The 20,770-nt window shown below is 72.9% G+C and carries 25 protein-coding genes; 19 read left to right on the top strand and 6 right to left on the bottom strand.

The features are described from left to right. Window positions 1-10 precede the first annotated feature (10 nt). Window positions 11-466 (bottom strand): Lrp/AsnC family transcriptional regulator, encoded by a 456-nt coding sequence (locus BLW09_RS11780; protein WP_089912759.1) that lies wholly within the window; start codon window positions 464-466, stop codon window positions 11-13. Between the two features lie 103 nt (window positions 467-569). Here BLW09_RS11780 and BLW09_RS11785 point away from each other — a divergent pair, with 103 nt between their 5' ends. The 3 genes from BLW09_RS11785 (at window position 570) to BLW09_RS11795 (ending at window position 2,903) form a co-directional block, all read left to right on the top strand. Continuing rightward, window positions 570-1,034: a DUF2000 domain-containing protein gene (locus BLW09_RS11785; RefSeq protein WP_089912762.1), complete on the top strand. Its 465-nt coding sequence runs from the start codon at window positions 570-572 to the stop codon at window positions 1,032-1,034. A 68-nt stretch (window positions 1,035-1,102) separates the two neighbouring features. Then, the gene (locus BLW09_RS11790; protein ID WP_089912765.1) at window positions 1,103-1,813 is read left to right on the top strand and encodes an alpha/beta fold hydrolase; all 711 of its coding nucleotides are present in this window, start codon (window positions 1,103-1,105) and stop codon (window positions 1,811-1,813) included. Window positions 1,814-1,817: 4 nt separating this feature from the next. Continuing rightward, complete coding sequence (locus tag BLW09_RS11795; protein WP_089912769.1) at window positions 1,818-2,903, top strand: DNA glycosylase AlkZ-like family protein; 1,086 nt, start codon at window positions 1,818-1,820, stop codon at window positions 2,901-2,903. Window positions 2,904-2,909: 6 nt separating this feature from the next. On the opposite strand, the gene BLW09_RS11800 is transcribed toward BLW09_RS11795, so the two are convergent. Then, the gene (locus tag BLW09_RS11800) at window positions 2,910-3,683 is read right to left on the bottom strand and encodes an SDR family oxidoreductase (RefSeq protein WP_089912771.1); all 774 of its coding nucleotides are present in this window, start codon (window positions 3,681-3,683) and stop codon (window positions 2,910-2,912) included. Window positions 3,684-3,784: 101 nt separating this feature from the next. Between BLW09_RS11800 and BLW09_RS11805 the strand changes: the two genes are divergently transcribed. From BLW09_RS11805 to BLW09_RS11830, 6 genes are all read left to right on the top strand, one after another. Then, window positions 3,785-4,642 carry a helix-turn-helix transcriptional regulator gene (locus BLW09_RS11805; RefSeq protein WP_089912773.1) on the top strand — a complete coding sequence of 286 codons (858 nt, stop codon included), beginning with the start codon at window positions 3,785-3,787 and terminating at the stop codon, window positions 4,640-4,642. A 9-nt stretch (window positions 4,643-4,651) separates the two neighbouring features. Then, window positions 4,652-5,602, top strand: coding sequence for a hypothetical protein (locus tag BLW09_RS11810; protein WP_089912776.1), 951 nt, complete (start codon window positions 4,652-4,654; stop codon window positions 5,600-5,602). After that, entirely contained in the window at window positions 5,599-6,306 is a 708-nt protein-coding gene (locus BLW09_RS11815) for a histidine phosphatase family protein (protein ID WP_089912778.1), read from the top strand. The genes BLW09_RS11810 and BLW09_RS11815 overlap by 4 nt, the downstream gene beginning before the upstream one ends. Further along, window positions 6,299-7,171, top strand: coding sequence for an NAD(P)H-hydrate dehydratase (locus BLW09_RS11820; RefSeq protein ID WP_089912781.1), 873 nt, complete (start codon window positions 6,299-6,301; stop codon window positions 7,169-7,171). Before BLW09_RS11815 ends, BLW09_RS11820 begins: the two co-directional genes overlap by 8 nt. A gap of 120 nt (window positions 7,172-7,291) precedes the next feature. Beyond that, window positions 7,292-7,777 (top strand): SHOCT domain-containing protein, encoded by a 486-nt coding sequence (locus BLW09_RS11825; RefSeq protein ID WP_089912784.1) that lies wholly within the window; start codon window positions 7,292-7,294, stop codon window positions 7,775-7,777. Between the two features lie 155 nt (window positions 7,778-7,932). Beyond that, window positions 7,933-9,189, top strand: a complete 1,257-nt coding sequence (locus tag BLW09_RS11830) for an AI-2E family transporter (RefSeq protein WP_089912787.1) — start codon at window positions 7,933-7,935, stop codon at window positions 9,187-9,189. Between the two features lie 21 nt (window positions 9,190-9,210). On the opposite strand, the gene BLW09_RS11835 is transcribed toward BLW09_RS11830, so the two are convergent. Both BLW09_RS11835 and BLW09_RS11840 read right to left on the bottom strand, forming a co-directional pair. Continuing rightward, window positions 9,211-10,299, bottom strand: a complete 1,089-nt coding sequence (locus tag BLW09_RS11835; protein ID WP_089912789.1) for an ATP-binding protein — start codon at window positions 10,297-10,299, stop codon at window positions 9,211-9,213. A 100-nt stretch (window positions 10,300-10,399) separates the two neighbouring features. Next, entirely contained in the window at window positions 10,400-10,753 is a 354-nt protein-coding gene (locus BLW09_RS11840; RefSeq protein WP_089912793.1) for a hypothetical protein, read from the bottom strand. Window positions 10,754-10,853: 100 nt separating this feature from the next. Here BLW09_RS11840 and BLW09_RS11845 point away from each other — a divergent pair, with 100 nt between their 5' ends. Both BLW09_RS11845 and BLW09_RS11850 read left to right on the top strand, forming a co-directional pair. Beyond that, window positions 10,854-12,248 carry a DUF2252 domain-containing protein gene (locus tag BLW09_RS11845; protein ID WP_089912796.1) on the top strand — a complete coding sequence of 465 codons (1,395 nt, stop codon included), beginning with the start codon at window positions 10,854-10,856 and terminating at the stop codon, window positions 12,246-12,248. A 120-nt stretch (window positions 12,249-12,368) separates the two neighbouring features. Beyond that, window positions 12,369-12,572 carry a hypothetical protein gene (locus BLW09_RS11850; protein WP_089912799.1) on the top strand — a complete coding sequence of 68 codons (204 nt, stop codon included), beginning with the start codon at window positions 12,369-12,371 and terminating at the stop codon, window positions 12,570-12,572. On the opposite strand, the gene BLW09_RS11855 is transcribed toward BLW09_RS11850, so the two are convergent. Continuing rightward, entirely contained in the window at window positions 12,569-13,393 is an 825-nt protein-coding gene (locus BLW09_RS11855) for an ABC transporter ATP-binding protein (protein ID WP_089912800.1), read from the bottom strand. The genes BLW09_RS11850 and BLW09_RS11855 overlap by 4 nt on opposite strands. Window positions 13,394-13,491: 98 nt before the next feature. On the opposite strand from BLW09_RS11855, the gene BLW09_RS11860 reads away from it, so the two are divergent. The 8 genes from BLW09_RS11860 to BLW09_RS11895 all read left to right on the top strand — a co-directional run bounded on the left by BLW09_RS11860 (window position 13,492) and on the right by BLW09_RS11895 (window position 20,383). Continuing rightward, window positions 13,492-14,502: an acyl-CoA dehydrogenase family protein gene (locus tag BLW09_RS11860; RefSeq protein WP_231946818.1), complete on the top strand. Its 1,011-nt coding sequence runs from the start codon at window positions 13,492-13,494 to the stop codon at window positions 14,500-14,502. Further along, complete coding sequence (locus tag BLW09_RS11865; RefSeq protein WP_231946820.1) at window positions 14,499-15,791, top strand: bifunctional PIG-L family deacetylase/class I SAM-dependent methyltransferase; 1,293 nt, start codon at window positions 14,499-14,501, stop codon at window positions 15,789-15,791. The genes BLW09_RS11860 and BLW09_RS11865 overlap by 4 nt, the downstream gene beginning before the upstream one ends. After that, window positions 15,788-16,522, top strand: coding sequence for a glycosyltransferase (locus BLW09_RS11870; protein ID WP_089912809.1), 735 nt, complete (start codon window positions 15,788-15,790; stop codon window positions 16,520-16,522). The genes BLW09_RS11865 and BLW09_RS11870 overlap by 4 nt, the downstream gene beginning before the upstream one ends. Window positions 16,523-16,557: 35 nt before the next feature. Then, window positions 16,558-17,229, top strand: a complete 672-nt coding sequence (locus BLW09_RS11875) for a hypothetical protein (RefSeq protein ID WP_089912812.1) — start codon at window positions 16,558-16,560, stop codon at window positions 17,227-17,229. Continuing rightward, the gene (locus BLW09_RS11880; RefSeq protein WP_089912815.1) at window positions 17,216-17,569 is read left to right on the top strand and encodes a hypothetical protein; all 354 of its coding nucleotides are present in this window, start codon (window positions 17,216-17,218) and stop codon (window positions 17,567-17,569) included. Before BLW09_RS11875 ends, BLW09_RS11880 begins: the two co-directional genes overlap by 14 nt. A gap of 10 nt (window positions 17,570-17,579) precedes the next feature. Continuing rightward, on the top strand, window positions 17,580-18,428 hold the full coding sequence (locus BLW09_RS11885) for a hypothetical protein (protein ID WP_231946821.1): 849 nt from the start codon (window positions 17,580-17,582) through the stop codon (window positions 18,426-18,428). A 101-nt stretch (window positions 18,429-18,529) separates the two neighbouring features. Beyond that, entirely contained in the window at window positions 18,530-19,696 is a 1,167-nt protein-coding gene (locus BLW09_RS11890) for an OmpA family protein (RefSeq protein ID WP_231946823.1), read from the top strand. A gap of 51 nt (window positions 19,697-19,747) precedes the next feature. After that, window positions 19,748-20,383: an NADPH-dependent F420 reductase gene (locus BLW09_RS11895; RefSeq protein WP_089912817.1), complete on the top strand. Its 636-nt coding sequence runs from the start codon at window positions 19,748-19,750 to the stop codon at window positions 20,381-20,383. 64 nt (window positions 20,384-20,447) lie between these two features. Here BLW09_RS11895 and BLW09_RS11900 read toward each other — a convergent pair whose 3' ends face one another. Next, a complete protein-coding gene (locus BLW09_RS11900) occupies window positions 20,448-20,723 on the bottom strand; it encodes a hypothetical protein (protein WP_089912819.1) in 276 nt (91 codons plus the stop codon). Between the last annotated feature and the right edge of the window lie 47 nt (window positions 20,724-20,770).

The following is a 20,770-nucleotide window of genomic DNA, read 5'->3' on the forward strand; positions in this document are numbered from 1 at the left end:
GCGGGCGGACTCAGTCCACCGGCTCCGGGCTCCCGTTGCGCAGGTGCTCGTAGACGACGCTGGTGCGCACGTCGGCGATCTCGCGCCGCTGCGTCAAGCGGTCGATGACGAACGCGTACAGGCTGTCGTTGTCGGGGACGGCGACGTGCACGATGAAGTCCTCGTTGCCGCTCGTGACGAACACGCCGAGCGTCTCCGGCAGTGAGGCGACCCAGTCGCGGAAGCCTTCGATGACGGGCCGCGACGGCGGCCGGATGCGCACGGCGATGAGCGCCTGCACCGGCCGGCCGATGGAGGCGAGGTCGACGTCGAGCAGCGCCCCGCGGATGATGCCCCTGCGCCGAAGCGCCCTGGTCCGTTCCAGGGCTGTGCTCGGCGAGACGCCGACGGCGGCGGCGACATCGCGGTTGCTCTTCCGCGCATCCGACTGCAGTTCCCGCAGGATCGCCCGATCAAGTTCGTCCACGACGCCCAGAATAGCGTCGCCATCGAATTTCGTTCGGAGTTCCAGCGCGCAGCTCCCGGTTTCTGTAGCTTCGAGCGCACCTAACCGAATGAAAGGAAGACAGGTGGCGGATCTAATCGGTTTCCTGCCCGACGACGTGGACACAGCGGCGCCGACGCGTGCGGCGCGGCTGAAGTGGGTGGTGGTCGTCGACGAGTCCCTCCCCGCGGGGATCGCGGCCAACGCGGCGATCTGCACAGCGGCGGCGACGGCGTCGGGTGTGACCGGCCTGCTCGGTCCGGACGCGGTGGATGCGGACGGCCGTGCGCATCCCGGTCTCCCCTGGGCGGGGGTCTCGGTGCTCCGGGCGAGCGCAGAACAGCTCACGGCGATCCGCGCGAAGGCGGCCGCGGCGGACGACGTGTTCGTGGCCGACATGCCCGCCGCCGCGCAGCTGACGCGGGTCTACGACGAATACCTCGACGCGGTCGCAGGAACAGCATCCGACGCGCTCCCCTATTACGCGGTGAGCGTGGTCGGACCGCGGAACCGCGTCGACCGGATCGTCGGGAGGCTCGCCTTGCTTTGAGCCCGCCGGGCACCCCTGCCCGACGGACGCCCCTGCCCGATGTCGGCGCCCCGCGGTAGCGTCGCCCCATGCAGATGGTTCTGGTCCCCGGATTCTGGCTCGGCGCCGACGCGTGGCGGGAGGTGATCCCCGCGATCGAGGAGGCGGGCCATACGGCGCACCCGCTGACACTGCCCGGCCTCGAGTCGCGCGACGCCGATCGCAGCCGCATCCGCGTGCGCGACCACGTGGACGCGATCGTCCGAGCGATCGACGAGACCGGCGGCGACGAGCGGGATGTGGTGCTCGTCGGGCACTCCGGCGGCGGCCCTCTGGCCTACGCGGCGACCGGCCTTCGCCCCGACCGCATCGCGCGGACGGTGTACGTCGACTCCTGGCCGCTCGGCCCCGGGGGCTCGGTCGCACCCGATCTGCCTGCGGCGGACGGCCAGGTCGAGCTTCCGGATTGGGAGGACTTCGAGGACGCCGACCTCGTCGACCTCACCGACGAGCAGCGCGACGAGTTCCGCCGCATCGCGGTGCCGGAGCCGGCCGACGTGGTCGCCGGCCCGATCGAGCTGACCGATGACGCGCACCGCCGTGCCGTGCCCGCGACCATCGTGGCCTGCGAGTTCACGCCGGCCGACCTGCGGTCGTGGCTCGACGGCGGCGAGCCGGCCGTCGCGGAGGTCGGGCGGCTGGAGCGGTGGGACGTGGTGGAGCTGCCGACCGGCCACTGGCCGATGTTCACCCGGCCGTCCGAGCTCGGCGCCCTGCTCGCCGAGCTCGCCGACCGCTGAGCCCATGGCGGAGGTGCTGGATCGCGACGAGGCGCGGCGCATCGCCGTACGCGCGCAGCGGCTCGACGCCGAGCGGCCGGCCGGCCTCGTGCCGCTCGTCGAGCTCCTGACGTTCCTGCAGCTCGACCCGACCGCCGCCGTCGCGCCGAGCGCCGATCTGATCGCGTTCACACGCCTCGGTGCGTCGTACGACCCGGAGCAGCTGCTGCAGGCGGTCGAGCGCGACAGGACGCTCTACGAGCTGAAGGCGCAGGACGACCCCGTGCAGCCTCCGTTCGCCATGGTCCGCCCGGTCGCCGACCTCGGGCTGAACCTGGCGCGGATGGCGGCGGGTCCGATCCACCGCGGATGGCGCGACTGGCTTGCGGCGAATCCGAGGTTCCGGCGCGACGTCCTGGATCGGCTGCGCGAGGCGGGGCCGCTGCTGTCGAAGGACATCCCGGACACGGCGGAGGTGCCGTGGCAGTCGAGCGGCTGGACGCACGAGAAGAACGTCACCCATATGCTCGAGCTGCTGCAGGGGCTCGGGGAGGTCGCCGTCGCCGGGCGGATCGGCCGCCAGCGCACCTGGGACCTCGCCGAGCGGGTGTACCCGGCGGACATCGAGGTCGTCCCCGAGCCGGAGGCCACCCGCCTGCGGGACGAGCGCCGGCTGCGGGCGCTCGGGATCGCGCGCCCGCAGCTCGTCGGCGAGGCGGGCGTCCCCGTGCGGGTCGACGGCAGCGACCGCGAGTGGCGGGTCGACCCCGCCGCGGTCGGCAGGCCGTTCGCAGGCCGCACGGCACTGCTGTCGCCGTTCGATCGGCTCATCCACGACCGGGTCAGGTCGCAGGAGCTGTTCGGCTTCGAGTACCTGCTGGAGATGTACAAGCCGGCGGCGAAGCGCCGCTGGGGCTACTTCGCGCTGCCGATCCTGCACGAGGACCGCCTGGTCGGGAAGCTCGACGCCACCGCCGACAGGAAGGCCGGAGTGCTGCGGGTCGCCGCCGTCCACGAGGACGAGCCGTTCAGCCCGGGCACACGCGACGCCGTCGACGCGGCGATCGACGAACTCGCCGCGTGGCTGGGGCTGACGGTCGCCCGCTCGTGAGCGTGGTCAGGCCGCGTCCTTGCCGTGCGGGTCGGAGGCGTTGAGCACCTCGACCACCCGGTCGTAGTCGCCGCGGGCCTCCCCGTAGCGCAGGAACTTGACGCGCTCCACCTGGAGCTCCTTCGCGTCCGGCTGCGTCTCGATGAGGGTCATCACCTCGGCGACGAACTCGTCGAGCGGCATGGCGAACTCGCTCTCCTCCTGCCCGGGCAGCAGTCCGGTGCGCACAGCCGGCGGCTCCAGCTCCACGATCTTCACGGTCGTGTCGGCCAGCTGCAGCCGGATGCTCTCGCTGAGCATGTGGATGGCCGCCTTGCTCGCGTTGTAGCTGGGCGTCGCCTTGAGCGGGCTGAAGGCCAGGCCCGACGACACGGTGACGATCGTCGCATCCGGACGGGTCTGCAGGTGCTCGACGAACGCGGCGATCAGGCGGATCGGGCCGAGCACGTTGGTGGTCACGATCGACTCGGCCGAGTCGAGGAAGCCGGCCGGCGTGTGCCAGTCCTCGACCCGCATGATGCCCGCCATGGCGACGAGGACGTCGAGATCGGGGTGGGCGGCCAGCACCTCGGCGGCCGCGGCGCGGATGCTCTCGGCATCCGCCGTGTCGATCCGTACGGTGTCGATGCCCGGATGCTCGGCGGCGATCTGCTCGAGCAGCTCGGTGCGCCGCCCTCCGACGATGACGGAATTGCCGCGCTCGTGCAGGGCGACGGCGAGGGCGAGCCCGATGCCGCTGGTGGCGCCGGGGATGAAGACGGTGTTCCCTGTGATGTTCATGGCTCCACTGTGCGGGGGCCGGACAGGGCGAGGAAGTGGAGCGGTCATCCAGGGATCGGGCGTCCCTGGTTCGCGCCGGCCGCGACCGCCATCATGGAGGGATGGACCGTGCCGCACTCGCCGACTTCCTGCGCCGCCACCGCGAGACGCTGCGCCCGGAGGACGTCGGACTCCCGAACGGACTGCGCCGTCGCGCTCCCGGGCTCCGGCGCGAGGAGGTCGCGCTGCTCGCGGCCATGTCCACCGACTACTACACCCGCCTCGAGCAGCGACGAGGACCACAGCCGAGCGAGCAGATGCTGTCGTCGCTCGCGAGGGCCCTGCGCCTCACCGACGACGAGCGCGACTACCTGTACCGGGTCGCCGGGCACAACACCCCCGACCGGTTCTCCGGGGGCGGCCACGTCTCCCCCGCCCTGCAGCGCGTGCTCGACCGGCTGGAGGACACCCCGGCGCTGGTCCTCTCGAATCTCGGCGAGACGCTCGTGCAGAACCGCATGGCCGTCGCGCTGCTCGGCGACCGCTCCGGGTACACCGGCCTCGCACGCAGCGAGTACTACCGCTGGTTCACCGATCCCGAGAACGCCCGCACGCAGTATCCGCCCGAGGACCGCGCCCGGCAGAGCCGAGCGCAGGTCGCCTCCCTGCGGGATGCGTACGGCGCCCTCGGCCCGCGCTCCCGGGCCGGTGAGCTGGTGCGTGCGCTGCTGGCGGAGAGCCCGGAGTTCGCGGAGCTGTGGGAGCGCCACGAGGTCGCCCGCCGCTTCGAGGACCACAAGACCCTGCTCCACCCGGAGCTGGGTCCCATCGAGCTCGACTGCCAGGCCCTGTTCACCGAGGACCAGTCGCAGTGCCTGCTCGTGCTGACGGCCGCGCCGCGCACGGAGGCCGCCGAGAAGCTGGCGCTCCTCGGCGTGCTCGGCACCCAGTCGTTCGCCGCCGCCACACCGCGGGAGTAGCCTGGCCGCGTGAGCGAAGGGCGAGGGAGCCGAGACGACGCCGTCATCCGCTGGCTGCTGGAGGGCGACCCGGCCATCCGCTGGCAGACCATGCAGGATGTGCTGGGCGCGCCGCCGGACGAGGTCGCCGAGGAGCGCTCCCGGGTGGAACGCGAGGGCTGGGGCGCCGAGCTGCTGAGCCGCCAGGACGACCGCGGGACCTGGGGCGGCACGGTGTGGAAGCCGGAGGATCGCGACGCGACGGACGACATCGTGCTGCTGCTCGGGCTGTTCGGCGCACAGGGCGAGCGCACCAGGGAGGCGATCGATCGCGTCGCCGCCAACGTCGACTGGGGCGAGGAGTGGGGCGACAGCCCGTTCTTCGACGGGGAGGTCGAACCGTGCATCAACGGCCGGGTGCTCACGGCCGCCGCAGCCCTCGACCGGCCGGCCGACGTGCTCGTCCGCAAGCTCCTCGACGGCCAGCAGACCGACGGAGGCTGGAACTGCTATGCCGAGACCACGGATGCACCCGGCTCGTTCCACAGCACGATCTGCGTCATCGAGGGTCTCGCGGCGTATCGCGCCGCGACCGGGCGCACCGACCTGGACGAGCCCCTGAAGCGCGGACAGGACTACCTGCTGGTGCGCGGGATGATGCGCCGCCGGTCGACCGGCGAGCTGATCGACGATCAGTGGCTGCGATTCACCTTCCCGTACTACTGGCATTACGACGTGCTGCGCGGCCTCGATCACCTGCGCGCCTCCGGCCTCCGCGCCGAGGGCCGGGTCGCGGAGCGCATCGCCGAGGCCGTGGAGGTGGTGCTCTCCCGGCGGGCGCCGGACGGCCGCTGGCCGCTCGACCGGGTGCTCCCGGGCCGCCCGGCCCTCCCGCTCGAAGAGATCGGAGAGCCCAGCCGCTGGAACACCCTGCGAGCCCTGCGCGTGCTCGACTGGGCGGGCGTACAGTCCGGGGCATGACCGCTCGCACCCTGCTCCTGATCCGGCACGGCGAGAGCACGGCGAACGTCGCAGCGGCCGCAGCGGAGGCCGCGGGCGCCGACGTCATCGCCGTCGACGCGCGCGACCCCGACATCACGCTCTCGCCCCTCGGCGAGCTGCAGGCCGCCGCGCTCGGCACCCGGCTCCGCGACGCCCTGCCCTCGGACGCCGTCCTGTTCAGCTCGCCCTACCGCCGTGCCGTCCAGACGGCGCGCCTGGCCCTGGGCGAAGAGATGGCGCTCCGGCTCGACGAGCGCCTGCGCGATCGCGAGCTCGGCATCCTCGACCGCCTCACCGCCCTCGGCGTGGAGCGGCGTCTGCCGCTGGAGGCGGAGCGGAGGCGCTGGGCGGGCAAGTTCTACTACCGGCCGCCGGGAGGCGAGGCGTGGACGGATGTGGCGCTGCGCATCCGCTCGTTCCTGCGCGATCTGCCCGACGCCGACACGGTGGTGGTGTTCGCCCATGACGCCGTCGTCAGCCTCTTCCTCTCCGTGCTGCTGCGCCTGACCGAGGCGCAGCTCGCCGAGCACCTGCTGACGCATCCCGTCGCGAACGCGTCGGTCACCGAGCTGAGCGGCGACGGCTCCGAGTGGACGCTTCGCACCTTCGCCGACGACGCCCACCTCGCGGTCGCCGGGCTCCCGGCCACGCAGCATCCCGGCCAGGCGCGCACCGATGCGTGAGCGGAGGACGGCCGCGGCGGCCGAGCGCGTCACCCCCGAGCTGCTGCGCGCCTGGCCGCTGCCCGAGCCGACCGGGTCGAAGCGGTCCCGCGGCCAGGTGGTCGTCGTCGGGGGCGCCCTGCGCTCCCCCGGTGCCGCGCTTCTCGCCGGGCGGGCGGCCCTGCGGGTCGGCGCCGGCCGGCTCACCCTCGCGGTCGGTGCGTCCGTCGCGGGACCGATGGCCGTCGCGCTGCCGGAGAGCGGGGTCGTGCCCCTCCCCGAGACGTCATCCGGGAGTGTGCGCGGCACCGGCGTCCGCGCGGCGGCCGGCGACCTCGGCGCCGCCGATGCCGTGCTCCTCGGGCCCGGCCTGGACGACGCGACGGAGACCGCCCGGATGATCCCCCGGGTCGCCCGCGCGGTCGGCCGCGACACCGTGCTCGTCCTGGACGCGTTCGCCCTCGGCGCCCTCGCCGGGCATCCGCGCCTGGTGGGCGACGTGCCGCGCATCCTCACGCCGAACACCGAGGAGGCCTCCCGGCTGCTCGGCCGGGACGCCGACGACCTGGATGCCGACACCGTCGAGCTCGCCCGCCGCTACCGCGCGACCGTGAGCTGCTTCGGGCGGGTCGCCTCACCCGACGGCCGGCTGCTGACCGTCGGCGACGGGGACCCCGGCCTCGGCACCTCGGGCAGCGGGGATGCGCTGGCCGGCGCGATCACCGGGCTCGCCGCTCGCGGCGCGGACCCGCTGCAGGCGGCGGTGTGGGGCACGTATCTGCACGCCGTCTCGGGCGACGCACTGGCCGCGAGCATCGGCCGGCTCGGCTACCTGGCCTCGGAGATCGTCGACCGCCTCACCGTGGAGCTCGACGCCCTCTCCTGACGCGGGAGGCCGATCCGCCGCGTGTTCGTGCGGAACATGTCTAGCCGCGCGAACGTGCGCAGCGATACTCTCAGCCCACATCCAGGCTCGCCGAGCTGGAGTGGAGAGGGGAAACCGAACATGGACTGGAGCAACTTCTGGAGCGTCATCTGGCTCTTCTTCTGGAGCTTCGCCTTCGTGGCCTATCTGTTCGCGCTGTTCGCGATCATCAGCGATCTGTTCCGTGATCACAAGCTGAACGGGTGGTGGAAGGCCCTGTGGATCATCTTCCTGATCTTCGTGCCCTTCCTGACGGCGCTGGTGTACCTCATCGCACGCGGCCCCGGCATGGCGGAACGCAGCCAGAAGGAGGCGCGGCAGTACCAGTCGGCCACGGACGACTACATCCGGCAGGTCGCCGGATCGAGCCCCGCCGACGAGATCGCCAAAGCGAAAGCGCTGCTCGACAGCGGCGCGATCACTCCCGACGAGTTCGCACACCTCAAGGCGCACGCACTCGCCGGCCGCGGGACGACGGGCGGCACCGCCGCCTCCACCGCGGCGCCCGCAGCACCGGCGGCCCCGGCCGCACCGACGACGCCGCCGCCGGCAGCACCAACGGTCTGACCTCGCGGTCGGGCGCTCGTCGTGACGAACGGACGCGGCGCAGCAGTCGCCAGGCGGCTGCCGCGTCGCGCCCGGTCCGGCCTCGCCCTCGCGTGGGATGAGCCGGCGCACACACGGGCCGTTTCGCGGCCCTTGACGCAGAAAGGGAGCGGCTCATGACCCAGGGCGATCCCGGCGCGGCAGCATCCGCTCCCGAGCCCGGCCGGCGGAGCGGCCGCCGCTGGCCATTCTCGCGCACCCGGAAGCATCCCGTCGAACCCGCGGAGCCGGTCGACCCGGACACCGAGCTCGGCGCGGCCGGGGGTGTCGGACGCGGCGTGCGCATCCTGCTCGGCCTGGCCGCCGGGGTGGTGATCTCGTTCGGGATGGCCGCGATCGGCGGCATTCTCGCCCCGACCCTGCTCGCACTCGTCCTGACGATCTGCGCCCAGCCGGTGCGGGTCTGGCTGGAGCGCCATGGCACCCCGCAGGGGCTCGCCACGGGTGCGGTCGGCCTGACCGTGTTCGCCCTCCTCGCCGGGTTCATCGCGGTGCTGTGGGTGGCAACCGCGCAGTTCATCGGGATGCTGCCCCAGTACAAACCGCAGCTCCAGCAGCTCGGGTCCCAGTTCACGACCTGGCTGCAGAGCATCGGGGTCGGGCCGCAGCAGGTCCAGCAGATCAAGGCGGGCTTCGATCCCGGCACCTTCCTGTCGTTCTTCTCCGGCCTCCTGGGCAATGCGTTCGGGCTGATCGCCTTCCTCGTGATCGTGCTGACGATGCTCATCCTCATGCCGGCGGATGCCGCGTACACGCCGACCCTGCTGCGTCAGCTGCAGCCCACGCGGCCGAACCTGGTCTACGCGTTCGGCGGCTTCGCGCACTCGGTGCGCCGCTACATGGTGGTCACCACGCTGCTCGGCGTCGTACAGGGCGTGATCAACGGCGTCGCCCTGTGGCTGCTCGGCGTACCCGCTGCGCTGCTGTGGGCCATTCTGTCGTTCCTGTGCAGCTTCATCCCGAACGTCGGCTACTTCATCGCCCTCGTGCCGCCGCTCGTGTTCGGCTTCCTGACCGGCGGGTGGGGCACGGTCGTGGCGATCATCGTGGTGTACGGGCTGATCAACGCGGTCGTCCAGTCGGTCGTGCAGCCCAAGGTGGTGGGGAACGCCGTCGCGCTCAGCCAGACCCTGACGTTCTTCTCCGTGCTGTTCTGGGCGGTCGTCCTCGGCCCGATCGGGGCGATCCTGGCGATCCCGCTGACGCTCCTGGTCCGGGCCGTGCTTGTGGACTCCGACCCCCGGTCGCGGTTGTGGCGGCCGATCATCGGAGACCTGGCGCACACCCGCGAGCTGATGAAGGCCCAGGCCGACGAGCGCAAGACGCAGCGTCGGCAGCAGCAGGCGCAGCCGCAGACGCCCGGTCAGGAGTAGGCAGGTCGCCCTCTCGACGAGCTAGGCGCTGCTGCTCTGGACGGCCAGATCTCCCCCGCCCTCGGCCGTCAGGCGCCGGCCGATGCGGACGAGCTGCGGCTCCTCGGTGAACGCGCCGGCGAACAGCGCCTCGCCCTTCCGGAAGGTCGGCGACTGCTCGAGCAGGTGGTGCGGGACGAACCCGAAGACCTCGGCCAGCTCGGCGAGGTCGCGCGGCGAGTTCATCCGCATCAGTCCGAGGTTGTCGCACTGCGAGAGCACGTTCGGGTGGATCTTGGTCGGGCGCTGCGTGGACAGGAACAGCCAGAGGCCGAACTTGCGGCCCTCCGCGGCGATCTGGATGAGCTGCTCGGTGAGCTGCGCCTCCACCGTGGTGCGGGCGACGGGCGGGCAGAAGTTGTGCGCCTCGTCGATGACGATGAGGAGCGGCCGCCGCTCCATCCGGCGCTCCCAGAGCTGTTCGAGGATGCCGAGGGCCGCGGCCTGCGGCTCGCCGGGGTGGGAGAACCCGCCGAGATCGAGCACGGTGGCGTGCGGGCGCTCGTCGACCACCGTCGCGGCGGATCCTCCGCCCAGCGCCCACAGCGGCCAGTCGAGGATCTGCAGGTTGTCGATGCGCAGGCCGAGCCGCCGCCGCGCGGGGTCGTCGGACTCCAGCAGCGCGTTGAGGAAGGTCCCGCGCTCGAAGTGCTCCGGCTGCGCCTCCAGGTGCAGGAGCGCGTTGAACTCCTCCGCGTCCACGATCGGGTCGAGCCGGCCGACGGCGCCCTTCGCGGGCACGCTGAGGTCGACGAAGCGGATGCGGACCTGCGGCTCGCGCTCCGTGCTGGAGTGCAGCACACGGATGTCGAAGGCCTCCCACCGTTCGGCCGCCGCACCGTCGGCTCCCGCGCTCGTGTGCGCGAGCTCCACGAAGTCGGCGTTCGGGTCGAGGATGGCGACGGGCAGCTCGGTGTTCAGCAGGAGCTGCTCGAGCACGACGCCGAGGGCGTAGGTCTTGCCCGAGCCGCTCTGGCCGCACCAGAAGGTGTGCCGGTTGAAGCGCGAGCCGTCGATGACAGCCGGCCGTTCCGGTGTCTCCACCGTGGTGCCGACGGTGAGCGGGATCATCCGGCTCGTCCCCCGTTCTGCGGTCGCGTGCCGTCCGCGTGGCGCCGATGCTAGCGCGCGGACCCCCGTCGCGGACAGACCGGAACCCGGCAGGCGGCGCTCACGCGGGCCGCAGGTCGTCCGGCAGGGGGAACGGCAGCGTGTAGATCAGCTGGGGTGCGTCGATGGCGCCGAAGTCGTCCTTCTTGACCACGATGCGCTCGGTGGAGACCTCGGTGATGCGCACGCGCATCCAGCGGCCGTCGTCCAGCCGCAGCTCGTAGCGGTCGGCGAGGTAGCCGATCCCGGCCGCCTCCAGCATCTCCTCGCCGGTGAGCCAGTCGGTCGGACCGCCGAGCTCCCGGCCGAGGAGGTCGATCGGGACGAAGCCGTCGCCGTCCGGGCGCAGCCAGCCGACGCGCTCGCCGTCCTCCCGGCGGTGCTCGATCCACTCCTGCTCGATCTGTTCCCGCATTCTGCTTACCGTAGCGGCAGACCGCGACCTATGATGAGCGCGTGCTCGCCGGATGAGCCGACGGCGAGGGCGGGCACGTCGCTCCCGAAGGAGGTGCGGCATGACCCTGGATGTCGCAGAAGCGGGTGAGCGCGCGGCGACACCGCTCGCCCCCGAGGAGTTGGCCGCGGCCGGGCGGGCCGCCCGCGCCGCGCTGCCGCGTTCCGCCCACGCGGAGTACGCACCGCCGCCCGGGCGCGATCCGATGGGCATCCTCCGCTCCCAGCACCGCGACCGGCTGCAGAACCTCGTCGACCTGCGGGTGGAGCGGATGAGCGCTGACGCCTTCGCCTTCTACCGGGGCACGGCTGCGATCCAGGCCGCCGATCTGGCGGGGGCGCCGACGACGGGCGCCGAGGTCGTCGTCTGCGGCGACGCGCACATCTCGAACTTCGGCGTGTACCGCTCGCCGGAGAACGCGATGGTCTTCGACATCAACGACTTCGACGAGTCCACCGTCGGGCCCTGGGAGTGGGACGTCAAGCGGCTGCTGACCAGCGTCGTCCTCGCCGGGCGGGCGCTCGGGATGTCGCCGGAGTTCGTGCGGGAGGCGACGTGGGCGGCGGGTGAGGCCTACCGGCGCTGGTTGGAGGAGGCTCTCACCGAGCCGTTGACCGCCCGGTTCTTCACGCCGATGGCCGTCACCTCCGCCCGCGGGCGGCTCAGCCCGGACATGGAGCGGCTCATCCGCCAGGTCACCAAGGAGTCGAAGAAGCGGACCGCCGAGCATACCGCTCGACGCACCCTCCAGGCCGATGAGAACGGTGTGCTGCGCTTCATCGAGCGGCCCCCGATCCTGCGGCGCGCGGAGCCGGAGGTCCAGGCGCTCGCGCAGGACGCGTACGACCGGTACCGCCGCACCCTTCCGCCGAACACGGCGCTGCTCGCCTCGCAGCTGCGCCTCGACGACGTGGCCCGCCGCGTCGTCGGCGTGGGAAGCGTCGGCACGCGCTGCTTCGTGATCGCGCTGCGCGGGCCGGTCGGCGAGCCGGTGATCCTGCAGCTGAAGGAGGCGCGCGCGTCGGTGGTCGAGCGCTTCGGCGGGGTGGCGCCGCTTCCCGGCTACCTCGACCTCTCGCTGCTTCCGGACGACCAGGGGTACCGCGTCGTCGCCTGCCAGCGCATCCTGCAGGCGGTGTCCGATCCGTTCCTCGGGTTCCTGCGGGTGGAGGGATTCGCCTTCTACCTGCGCCTGTTCCGCAACCGCAACGCGTCGTTCGACATCCCCTCGATGAACGCCGCGCAGTTCTCGGACTACGTCCGCGTGTGCGCCGTCGCCCTGGCGCGGGCGCACGCGCGCTCGCCGAAGGCGGCGTTCATCTCGGGCTACCTCGGCTCGGGGCCGGCCTTCTCGCGTGCTGCGACGGCCTGGGCGGAGCGCTACGCCGACCAGGCGGAGGCCGACTACCGCGAGTTCGTCGAGGTGGCGAGGGCGGGAGGCTTCGCCGTCACCTGACGGGCGTCCGGGGCTGCGCGGTGTCGTGGCCGCGTCATGTTCGCACTTCTCTCACGTCTATTAGGGGTGAGGACGGGCGCTCGGCCGAGGCCCGTCGTTCCCGGCGATCGGAGAGGAGGGATGGTTCGGTGGATCAACGTGGTCGCGCCGATGTGGACGTTCATCCTCGGGCTGCTCATCGGCGTCCTGCCCGGTGGAGTGACGAACCCGGCGAACGTCCTGGCGATCGGACTCTACCTGTGCACGTTGCTCCTCCTGGTTCCCCTCGGGATGTTCGCCCGATGGCTGGAGCGACAGGAAGACGATGAGAGCAAGCGCTCCTAGGAGCGTGCTGCGCCGGCGCGCTCGCGCACTGCCCGCGCACTCCACCGGCCATCGGCCTTCTCGACACGGATGCGGTGCTCGAACGCCCGCGTGACCGTCTCCGTCGTGACCGCATCGTCGATGCTGCCGCGGGCCACGATGCGCCCGTGCGCGATCAGGAGGGCGTGCGTCGTGGTCTCCGGGAGCTCCTCCAGGTGATGCGTGACGAGGACGCTGGCGAGCTCGGGCGCCGAGTGCGAGAGCCCGTCGATGGTCTCCAGCAGCTGCTCCCGCGCCGCCACGTCGAGGCCGGTGGTCGGTTCGTCGAGGAGCAGCAGCCGCGGCTCCGCGATGAGGGCGCGCGCGATCAGCGAGCGGCCGCGCTCCCCCTGCGACAGCGTCGGCCACCGGGCCTCCCTGCGCTCGTCGAGGCCGACCGCGTGGATGAGGTCGTGAGCGCGACGGACCTCCTCCCCCGTCGGCTCCCACCGCATCGGCAGCTCCAGCGTCCCGGTGATGCCAGTGAGCACGACCTCGGTGACGGTCAGCGGCGACCTCACGGGATGGCGCGGGTTGACGTGCCCGATGTGTCGTCGCAGCTCCTGGAGCTCCACGCGGCCCAGCCGGCGGCCCAGCACATCCACGGTCCCGGAGGTCGGGAAGGTGAGTGCGCCGCAGAACCCGAGCACGGTCGACTTGCCCGCGCCGTTCGGGCCGAGCAGCGCCCAGTGCTCGCCCGCCCGGACCGTGAGGTCGATCCCATCGAGGATCTGCGTGCCGTCGCGGCGGAACGTCACGTCGCGGAGTTCGAGGACGGTCTCGGCGGGGGCGATGGGGGTCACCGATTCACCCTATCCGGGCCGGGAACCGGAGCTTGCGCACCCATACCGCCTCCGTCAAGGGACTCGTCCGAATGACCGCATCGTGCGACGGTGTGAGCATGACGACCCCCACGCCCACCGCCCTCACCGCGTTCGAGCGGGCCGCGGCGGAGTCACCGGGCCGGGTCGGGCCGCTTCTGGACGCGCTGTCCCGGTCGGAACCGGACGCCGTCCCGCTGCCCGGCGCCGGACGGACGGAGGAGCGATTCCGCACGCTCTCGCACATCGCCGCGATCGACCTGACGGCCGCCCGGGTCCTCGAACCGCACCTGGACGCGCTGGCGATCCTCGCCGAGGCCGGCCTCCCGCATCCCGAGGCCGGCACGACCTGGGGCGTGTTCGCCGCGGAGGCGCCGGGCACGGCGCTGGAGGCGGTCCAGCGGGATGACGGATGGACGCTCGATGGCGTCAAACCGTGGTGCTCGCTCGGCGGTCGCCTGACCCATGCTCTCGTCACCGCCCGCGTCGGGGAGGAGCGCAGGATGTTCGCGGTCGACCTGCGGCAGGACGCCGTGACGGCCGAGCCCACCGCCTGGGCCGCTCGGGGCCTCGCCGAGGTGGAGAGCGGGCCGCTCCGCTTCGAGGGGGCGACAGCCGAGCCCGTCGGCGAGGCCGGCTGGTATCTCGAACGACCCGGCTTCCGCTGGGGCGGCATCGGCGTCGCCGCGTGCTGGTGGGGAGGCTGCGTCCCCCTGTTCCGCGCCCTGGCCGATCGAGCCGCCGCCCCGGGGAATCCGCTCCTGGCCGCCCGGGTCGGAGAGCTGTACCGCGCGCTCGAGTCCGCCCGCATCCAGCTGGACCGCGCGGCCGGCCTGATCGATGCCGGAGTGGACGGCGACGACGCCGCCGTGCTCTCCCACACCGTCCGCGGAGCGGTCGCGGATGCCGTCGCGCAGACGCTCGCGGCGGTGCGCGACCTGCTCGGCCCTGCCGCCCTCGCCTTCGACGAGGGGCACGCCCGCCGCGTGGCCGACCTCGAACTGTATGCCGCGCAGTACCACCGCGGCCGCGACGATGAATCGCTCGCGAAGCGCCTCGGCCGACTGGATGCGCGGTCGGTCTGGTGGTGAGCTTCGACCCGCGCACGGCGGTGACCGACCCGGCGGCCTGGGAGGCGCTGGACGAATGGACGGACGTCCCCGCCGTCGACGACCTCCCGGACGAGCTGATCGTGTTCTCCGCACACCCCGACGACGAGACGCTCGGCGTGGGCGGCCTGCTCGCGCGTGCGGGCGCCGCCGGAACCCCGGTGCGTCTGGTGGTGGCGGCCGCGTGCGATCCCGAGCGGCTGGACGAGCTGGACGCAGCGCGCTCGGCCCTCGGGCTCCCCCTACCGGACCCGGCATCGAGCTGTGCCGACACTGCGCCGTCCGTCGTTGCGCTCGGGCTGCCGGACGGCGCCCTGAAACACCATGCGAGCGAACTCCGCGCCGCCATCGCCGACGCCCTCGACGCGCCATCCGGCGCGCGGGACCGCCTCGTGCTCGCACCGTGGACCGGCGACCGCCACGGGGACCACCGCACCCTGGGCCGCGAGGTCGTCGCGGCCGCGCGCGAACGCGGGCTCCGCGTCCTGCTGTACCCGGTCTGGCTCTGGCAGTGGGGCACGCCCGCCGACGTGCCGTGGCGACGGGTGCGCGAGGTGGTCCTCACGCCGGAGGAACGCAGCCGCAAGCGCGCGGCGCTCGCCCGGTTCTCCTCGCAGCTGCGGACCCCGGCCACCCCGGACGGCGTGCTGGAGGCGGGCTTCGTCGCGAGGGCGGCCGACGGTCGCGAGGTGGTGATCGATCCGCCCGAACCCGCCGAGCAGCACTTCGAGCGGATGCACCGGGAGCTGGGCGATCCGTGGAGCGTCCGCAGCCGCTGGTACGAGCGCCGCAGACGGGCGGTGCTCGCCGCGTCCCTCCCCCGGGAGCGCTACGGCCGCGCCATCGAGCTGGGCTGCTCGATCGGCGAGACGACCGCCGTTCTCGCCGATCGGTGCGACGAGCTCGTGGCGGTCGACGGCTCTGCGTCGGCCGTCGAGGCCGCGGCCGCGCGGCTGCGGGACCACGCGAACGTCGTCGTGGAGCGGATGCGCATCCCGCACGAGTGGCCCGCGGTCCCCGGCGGCGCCGACCTCGTCGTCGTGTCCGAGCTCGCGTACTACCTCGCCGAGGACGACTGGGATGCGGTCATCGACCGCATCCTCGGTTCGCTGAACCCGGGCGGCGAGGTGCTGCTCTGCCACTGGACGGGCGACTCCGACGACTTCGCCCAGCCGGGCGAGGCGGCGCACGCCCGGTTCCGCGAACGCTCGGAGCTGCGCGCCGCGGTCGTGCACCGCGACGAGGAGTTCGTGCTGGAGGTGCTGCGATGAGGCCGGCGATCCGGCGGGCGGTCGTGGTGATCCCTGCACGCGACGAGGCGGCCACCCTCGACGCGTGCCTCGCGTCGGTCGAGGCGGCCGGAGCGATCGTCGACGTGCCGACGGACATCGTGCTGGTGCTCGACGCCTGCACGGACGACTCCGCCGCGATCGCTGCCCGGCATCCCGCCGTCCGCACGGTCGCGGTCGCGTTCGGCAACGTCGGGCGCAGCCGCGCCCACGGTGTCGAGACCGCGCTCGCCGGCAGCCCGCACGACGCGCAGAGCGTCTGGCTGGCGTTCACCGACGGGGACGGGACCGTCCCGCGCGGCTGGCTCGCCGAGCATCTGCGTGCGGCCCGCCACGCCGACGCGTACACCGGGGCGGTCATCCCGGTGCTCGACGACTTGGACGCCGAGCGCCGACGCGTCTGGGAGGACCGGCATCCACCCGGTGCGACGCTCGGGCACGTGCACGGGGCGAACCTCGGGATGCGGGCGTCCGCCTACCTCCGGGCCGGCGGATTCCCTCCGCTCGCCACCGCCGAGGACGTTCGCCTGGCGGCACGGCTGCGGGACGCCGGGGTCCTCATGCTCTCCTCGGAGCACGAGCCGGTTGTGACCTCGGCCCGGCTGCGGGGACGCGCGCCCGAGGGATACGCGGGCTACCTGGAGGCGCTGGCGGCCGACCGCGAGCGCGGTCACGGTTCGGTCACGTTCGGGGTTCCTTCGACGTTCACCTAGGGGACGCACAGGCCAGGTCCTTACGCTCGCCCGTTATGACGACGCAGCCGCTGAGACTCGGGCCGTTCGCGCGACGCCGGCTGATGCTCCTGGCGCGCCGCGACGCGGCCACCGTCCCCGACTCCGGGGTGGACTCCGGCGACCGGTCGTCGCCGACCGTCGCGGCCCTGCAGGCCAGGGCCGACGCGTTCGCGCGCCGCGAGGAGCAGCGCTTCTTCCGCAGCATGCGCCGCGAGCTGACCGAGCACCGCGTCCTCACCGGCTCCCTGCGCGCCGACCTCGACGCCTACGACGAGCGGATCGACCGGCTGCCCGAGAGCGACCGGCTCCGCATCGCGGAGGGCCGGGGAACGGCGTTCGAAGAACTCCGCAGGCTGGAGCGGCGCATCCGGACCGCCCATCGGCGGAGCAACGAGCTCAGCGCCTCGATCAACGCGCGGTTCACCGTCGCTCAGCTGCGCGCGGCGCGGATGTTCGACCGCTCCGACGAGAAGGCCGCCGTGTACTGGGGCGCCCTGCGCCAGGCGACCTCCGGACGGGTCTCCGCGCATCCACCCGCGCTGCACCGTTCCGACTGGCTGACCTCGCGCGGCACCGCCGTCGACGCGCTGCATCCCATCGCGGCCGCCCGCACGGCGGGCGAGGAGACGGCCGGCGTCCCCGCCGGCCACGACGACCCCCACAGGAGGACCGATGCCCCGGCGTGAGCGACTGACCGACTACCGCGTCCCCGCGACCGGCGGCCTCCGCCGTCGGCTGCTCCGGCGGCTGCGGCGCATGCGCCACGCGGTCGACGTCGAGACCCTCGAGGTGTTCGAGCACGAGCTCGCCGCCTTCGAGCGCGCGGGCGTCGCGGAGCTCGAGCGGCAGCGCACCCGCAACGTCGCTGCGGCTTCCGCCCTCGTCGCGGAAGCCCAGGCGCGGCAGGAGCTGATCCGCCGGGCGCTCGAGCGCGCCGAGGACGACATCCGCCGGGCCGACCAGGACGTCGCACGGCTCGACGCGAAGCTCGCCGGCCACGATCCCGACTTCCACTCCTACGCCTGAGAGGCCGCCCATGGCACGCGACATCGTCACCCGCCCTCCGCGCCTGCGCCCCCGCGTCGGCCACGTCTCCCCGCTCGCCCACGTCCTGGTCTACGTGCTGCTCGTCGCCATGATCGCGGTCGACTACATCCTGCTCGCCCAGGCGCTCACGCTGCTGCTGCGGAACGACAGCCAGTACGGCTCCATCGGGCTGCAGATGTACGTGATCACGCTCGGGATCTCGCTGGCGGTCGTCACGCTCCCGCACGTCGTGGCCATCGTGCTGCGCCGCGTGCAGGCGGGCGTCATGTCGCGGAGGTGGATCGCCACCGCCGTCGTGCTGGGGCTCGTCTGGGCGGCCATCCTCGCCGCGATCACGATCGCCCGGATCAAAGCGGGCATCGACGCGCAGAACGCGGGCGGACTCACCGGCCTCGTCGGCGGCGCCCAGACCGCCGCGCCCGCCGGGTTCTCGTGGACCGCTCCTGACACGATCATGGCGTTCCTCATGCTCGGCGTGCTGGCCACGTCGGGCGCGCTCAGCTTCATCACGGCGTGGCTCACCACGAAGCCGCTCCTCACCGCGGCCGAGAAGGCGCACGCCCAGGCCGCCCGCCTGCGGCTGCTCCGCGATCGCCTGCACGGCGAGGCGGTCGCCGCCGAGGAGCGCACCCGGCTGGCCCTGCAGCTCGACGCGCACGACGCGGTCCGCTACACGGGCGCCCGGGTGACGTTCCACTCCCGGATGGATGTGGTGCGCGCCCAGCTCGCCACGCGCCTGGCGCAGCGCGAGCGCAACCCGGAGAGCACCAGCCAGATCATCCGCGAGCTCCGCGCCCGCCGGAGCGTCGAGGCTCCCGACACCTCCTCCCCCTCATGAAAGCGCTCAGCATGCCCCTCCCCCCGTCGAGTCCGCACAAATTGCACACGACGCGCCGCGAGAGCGGTCAGTCTTCGCGGACTCGACGGTGGGGGACGCGGGTGGGCGCGGCGGTGGGCGTGGTGCTTGTGGTCGCGGCGGGGCTCACGGCGTGCGCGCCGGCGACCGCGTCGGGGCAGGCGTGCGATCAGTCCCACAAGCGCAATCTGGGCGTCGTCGCCGGGAGCACGGCGAACGCCCCGGCCGTCGCCCTCCCCGCGTCCGCATCCGCCCAGGTGCAGGCGGCGGGCAAGACCAACGGCAGCGTGACGGTCGTCGTGCCGTCCGGCACCCCGCAGGTGATGGGAACGACCGCCCTCGGGTCGTCGGCCCAGGATGCGATCGTCTGCCAGAACGACCAGCGCACCAAGCTCACGCAGATCACGTCCTACATCGACGGACTGAAGGCGTCCGCCCCAGAAGTCGACTTCCTGGGCGCCATCGACCAGGCGGCGCGCAACCTCGGCAGTGACCCGATGGGCGTCATCGTCGTCGGGAGCGGGCTGCAGACCACCGACCCGCTGAACTTCGCGGGAACGGGGCTGCTCTACGCCGACCCGGCGCAGGTGGTCGCCGACCTGACCGCCCGCAAGCTGCTTCCCGCCGACCTGAAGGGCGTGACCGTGTACTGGTCGGGGATGGGCGACACCGCGGGCGCACAGCAGCCGCTGACCGTCCCGGCGCGCAGCAATCTGGAGGCGATCTGGTCGGCCGTGATCACCGCAGCAGGCGGCACCCTGTCGCTGCTGCCGGAACCCGCCTCCGGGAGCGCCGCCGCCGGGCTCCCGGCCGTGACGGCGGTGACCGTCGAGCCCGTTGCGACGAAGACGGACTGGTCGAAGCCCGTCGTGATCCGCAACAGCGAGCTGCTGTTCACCAAGGACACGGCGTCCTTCTCCGATCCGGCCGCCGCCCAGACGGTGCTCGCCACCCTGGTGCCCGCCATCGAGCAGAACGGCAAGCCGGTGACCATCACCGGCACCGCGTCCAAGGATCAGGCCACCGACAACACCGCAGACACGGCCCTCTCCCTGAAACGGGCGGAGGCGGTGAAGGCCGCGCTCGTCGGACTCGGCGTCCCGGCCTCCCTGCTCCAGACGGCCGGTGTCGGGTTCGAGTGGTGCGGCTGGAAGAAGGAGACCGACGCGTCGGGTGCATACTCGGACGCCGTGGCCGAGCAGAACCGCACCGTCATCCTCACCTCGGCGGGAGTCGGCCTCTGCGGCTGAGCGGATGCCGCACGCGGGAATCATCCGGGGCCCGGCCCGGTTCTCGCGAGTATGACGACAATCGGATTCATCGGTTCAGGACACATCGGCTCGCAGCTCGCCCGGCTCGCGGTCGCCCGCGGCTACGACGTGGTGCTCAGCAATTCGCGCGGCCCGGAGACGCTGCGCAGCCTGGTGGAGGAGCTCGGCGAGCACGCCAGCGCCGCCACCCCGGCGGAGGCGGCCGCCGCCGGTGGCATCGTCGTCGTGACGACGCCGCTCGCCGCCGAGGCGACGCTGCCCGTCGAGGAGCTCGCCGGCAAGATCGTCATCGACACGAACAACTACTACCCGCAGCGCGACGGCCACATCGCGGAGCTGGACGACGAGTCCACGACGGTGGCCGAGCGCCTGCAGAAGGTGCTGCCGACCTCGCACGTCGTGAAGGCGTTCAACCACATCGGCGCGGCCGACCTGACCGGCCAGAGCCTCCCCGCCGGTACCCCCGACCGCCGCGCCCTGATCGTGGCCGGGAACGACGCCGCCGCGCGCGAGCGGGTCGCCGCGCTGATCGACGAGTTCGGCTTCGACGCCGTCGACATCGGCGAGCTCGCCGAGGGATGGCGCGCGCAGCGCGACATGCCCGCCTACGGCCCCCGCTTCGACGTCGCCGGTCTGCGCGAGGCGCTGGCCGCCGCGAAGCGGTAGCGGGACGGCCGATCCGCCGCCTCGGAGCGCGTCGACCTGGCGCGCTCCTCCGGCGCGGCCGGCTCTAGCCCGCGCTCTCCGCCGTGACCAGATCGACGGCCGGCGCTGCGTCGTCGGCCGCAGCGGCGGCACGCGACGACAGGTAGCTCCCGCTGACGAACGCGATCGCCGCGAACACCAGCGCGACCACCAGGTCCGCCCACTCCGCCGAGTTCAGATGCTGCAACAGACCACCCGGATCCTCGGTGGCGTCAGCGGCGTCGGGGGCCAGGAGCAGCCCCACCGCGATGGCGGTGACCGCCGACGCGAAGCCCAGTACGTACCACGCCAATTCCTTCACCTTCCTAGCTAACCTCCGATCACGAACTGTCTGAACCGCCTTGCGCA

The organism is Leifsonia sp. 21MFCrub1.1 (assembly GCF_900107895.1).
Lineage (GTDB): Bacteria > Actinomycetota > Actinomycetes > Actinomycetales > Microbacteriaceae > Leifsonia > Leifsonia soli.

What these genes read in the sequence shown, in the direction of transcription:
- BLW09_RS11790 (WP_089912765.1), top strand. Translation starts at nt 1,103, where the DNA reads ATGCAGATGGTTCTGGTCCCCGGATTCTGGCTCGGCGCCGACGCGTGG.
- BLW09_RS11795 (WP_089912769.1), top strand. Translation starts at nt 1,818, where the DNA reads ATGGCGGAGGTGCTGGATCGCGACGAGGCGCGGCGCATCGCCGTACGC.
- BLW09_RS11800 (WP_089912771.1), bottom strand. Translation starts at nt 3,683, where the DNA reads ATGAACATCACAGGGAACACCGTCTTCATCCCCGGCGCCACCAGCGGC.
- BLW09_RS11805 (WP_089912773.1), top strand. Translation starts at nt 3,785, where the DNA reads ATGGACCGTGCCGCACTCGCCGACTTCCTGCGCCGCCACCGCGAGACG.
- BLW09_RS11815 (WP_089912778.1), top strand. Translation starts at nt 5,599, where the DNA reads ATGACCGCTCGCACCCTGCTCCTGATCCGGCACGGCGAGAGCACGGCG.
- BLW09_RS11820 (WP_089912781.1), top strand. Translation starts at nt 6,299, where the DNA reads ATGCGTGAGCGGAGGACGGCCGCGGCGGCCGAGCGCGTCACCCCCGAG.
- BLW09_RS11825 (WP_089912784.1), top strand. Translation starts at nt 7,292, where the DNA reads ATGGACTGGAGCAACTTCTGGAGCGTCATCTGGCTCTTCTTCTGGAGC.
- BLW09_RS11830 (WP_089912787.1), top strand. Translation starts at nt 7,933, where the DNA reads ATGACCCAGGGCGATCCCGGCGCGGCAGCATCCGCTCCCGAGCCCGGC.
- BLW09_RS11835 (WP_089912789.1), bottom strand. Translation starts at nt 10,299, where the DNA reads ATGATCCCGCTCACCGTCGGCACCACGGTGGAGACACCGGAACGGCCG.
- BLW09_RS11840 (WP_089912793.1), bottom strand. Translation starts at nt 10,753, where the DNA reads ATGCGGGAACAGATCGAGCAGGAGTGGATCGAGCACCGCCGGGAGGAC.
- BLW09_RS11845 (WP_089912796.1), top strand. Translation starts at nt 10,854, where the DNA reads ATGACCCTGGATGTCGCAGAAGCGGGTGAGCGCGCGGCGACACCGCTC.
- BLW09_RS11850 (WP_089912799.1), top strand. Translation starts at nt 12,369, where the DNA reads ATGGTTCGGTGGATCAACGTGGTCGCGCCGATGTGGACGTTCATCCTC.
- BLW09_RS11860 (WP_231946818.1), top strand. Translation starts at nt 13,492, where the DNA reads ATGACGACCCCCACGCCCACCGCCCTCACCGCGTTCGAGCGGGCCGCG.
- BLW09_RS11870 (WP_089912809.1), top strand. Translation starts at nt 15,788, where the DNA reads ATGAGGCCGGCGATCCGGCGGGCGGTCGTGGTGATCCCTGCACGCGAC.
- BLW09_RS11875 (WP_089912812.1), top strand. Translation starts at nt 16,558, where the DNA reads ATGACGACGCAGCCGCTGAGACTCGGGCCGTTCGCGCGACGCCGGCTG.
- BLW09_RS11880 (WP_089912815.1), top strand. Translation starts at nt 17,216, where the DNA reads ATGCCCCGGCGTGAGCGACTGACCGACTACCGCGTCCCCGCGACCGGC.
- BLW09_RS11885 (WP_231946821.1), top strand. Translation starts at nt 17,580, where the DNA reads ATGGCACGCGACATCGTCACCCGCCCTCCGCGCCTGCGCCCCCGCGTC.
- BLW09_RS11895 (WP_089912817.1), top strand. Translation starts at nt 19,748, where the DNA reads ATGACGACAATCGGATTCATCGGTTCAGGACACATCGGCTCGCAGCTC.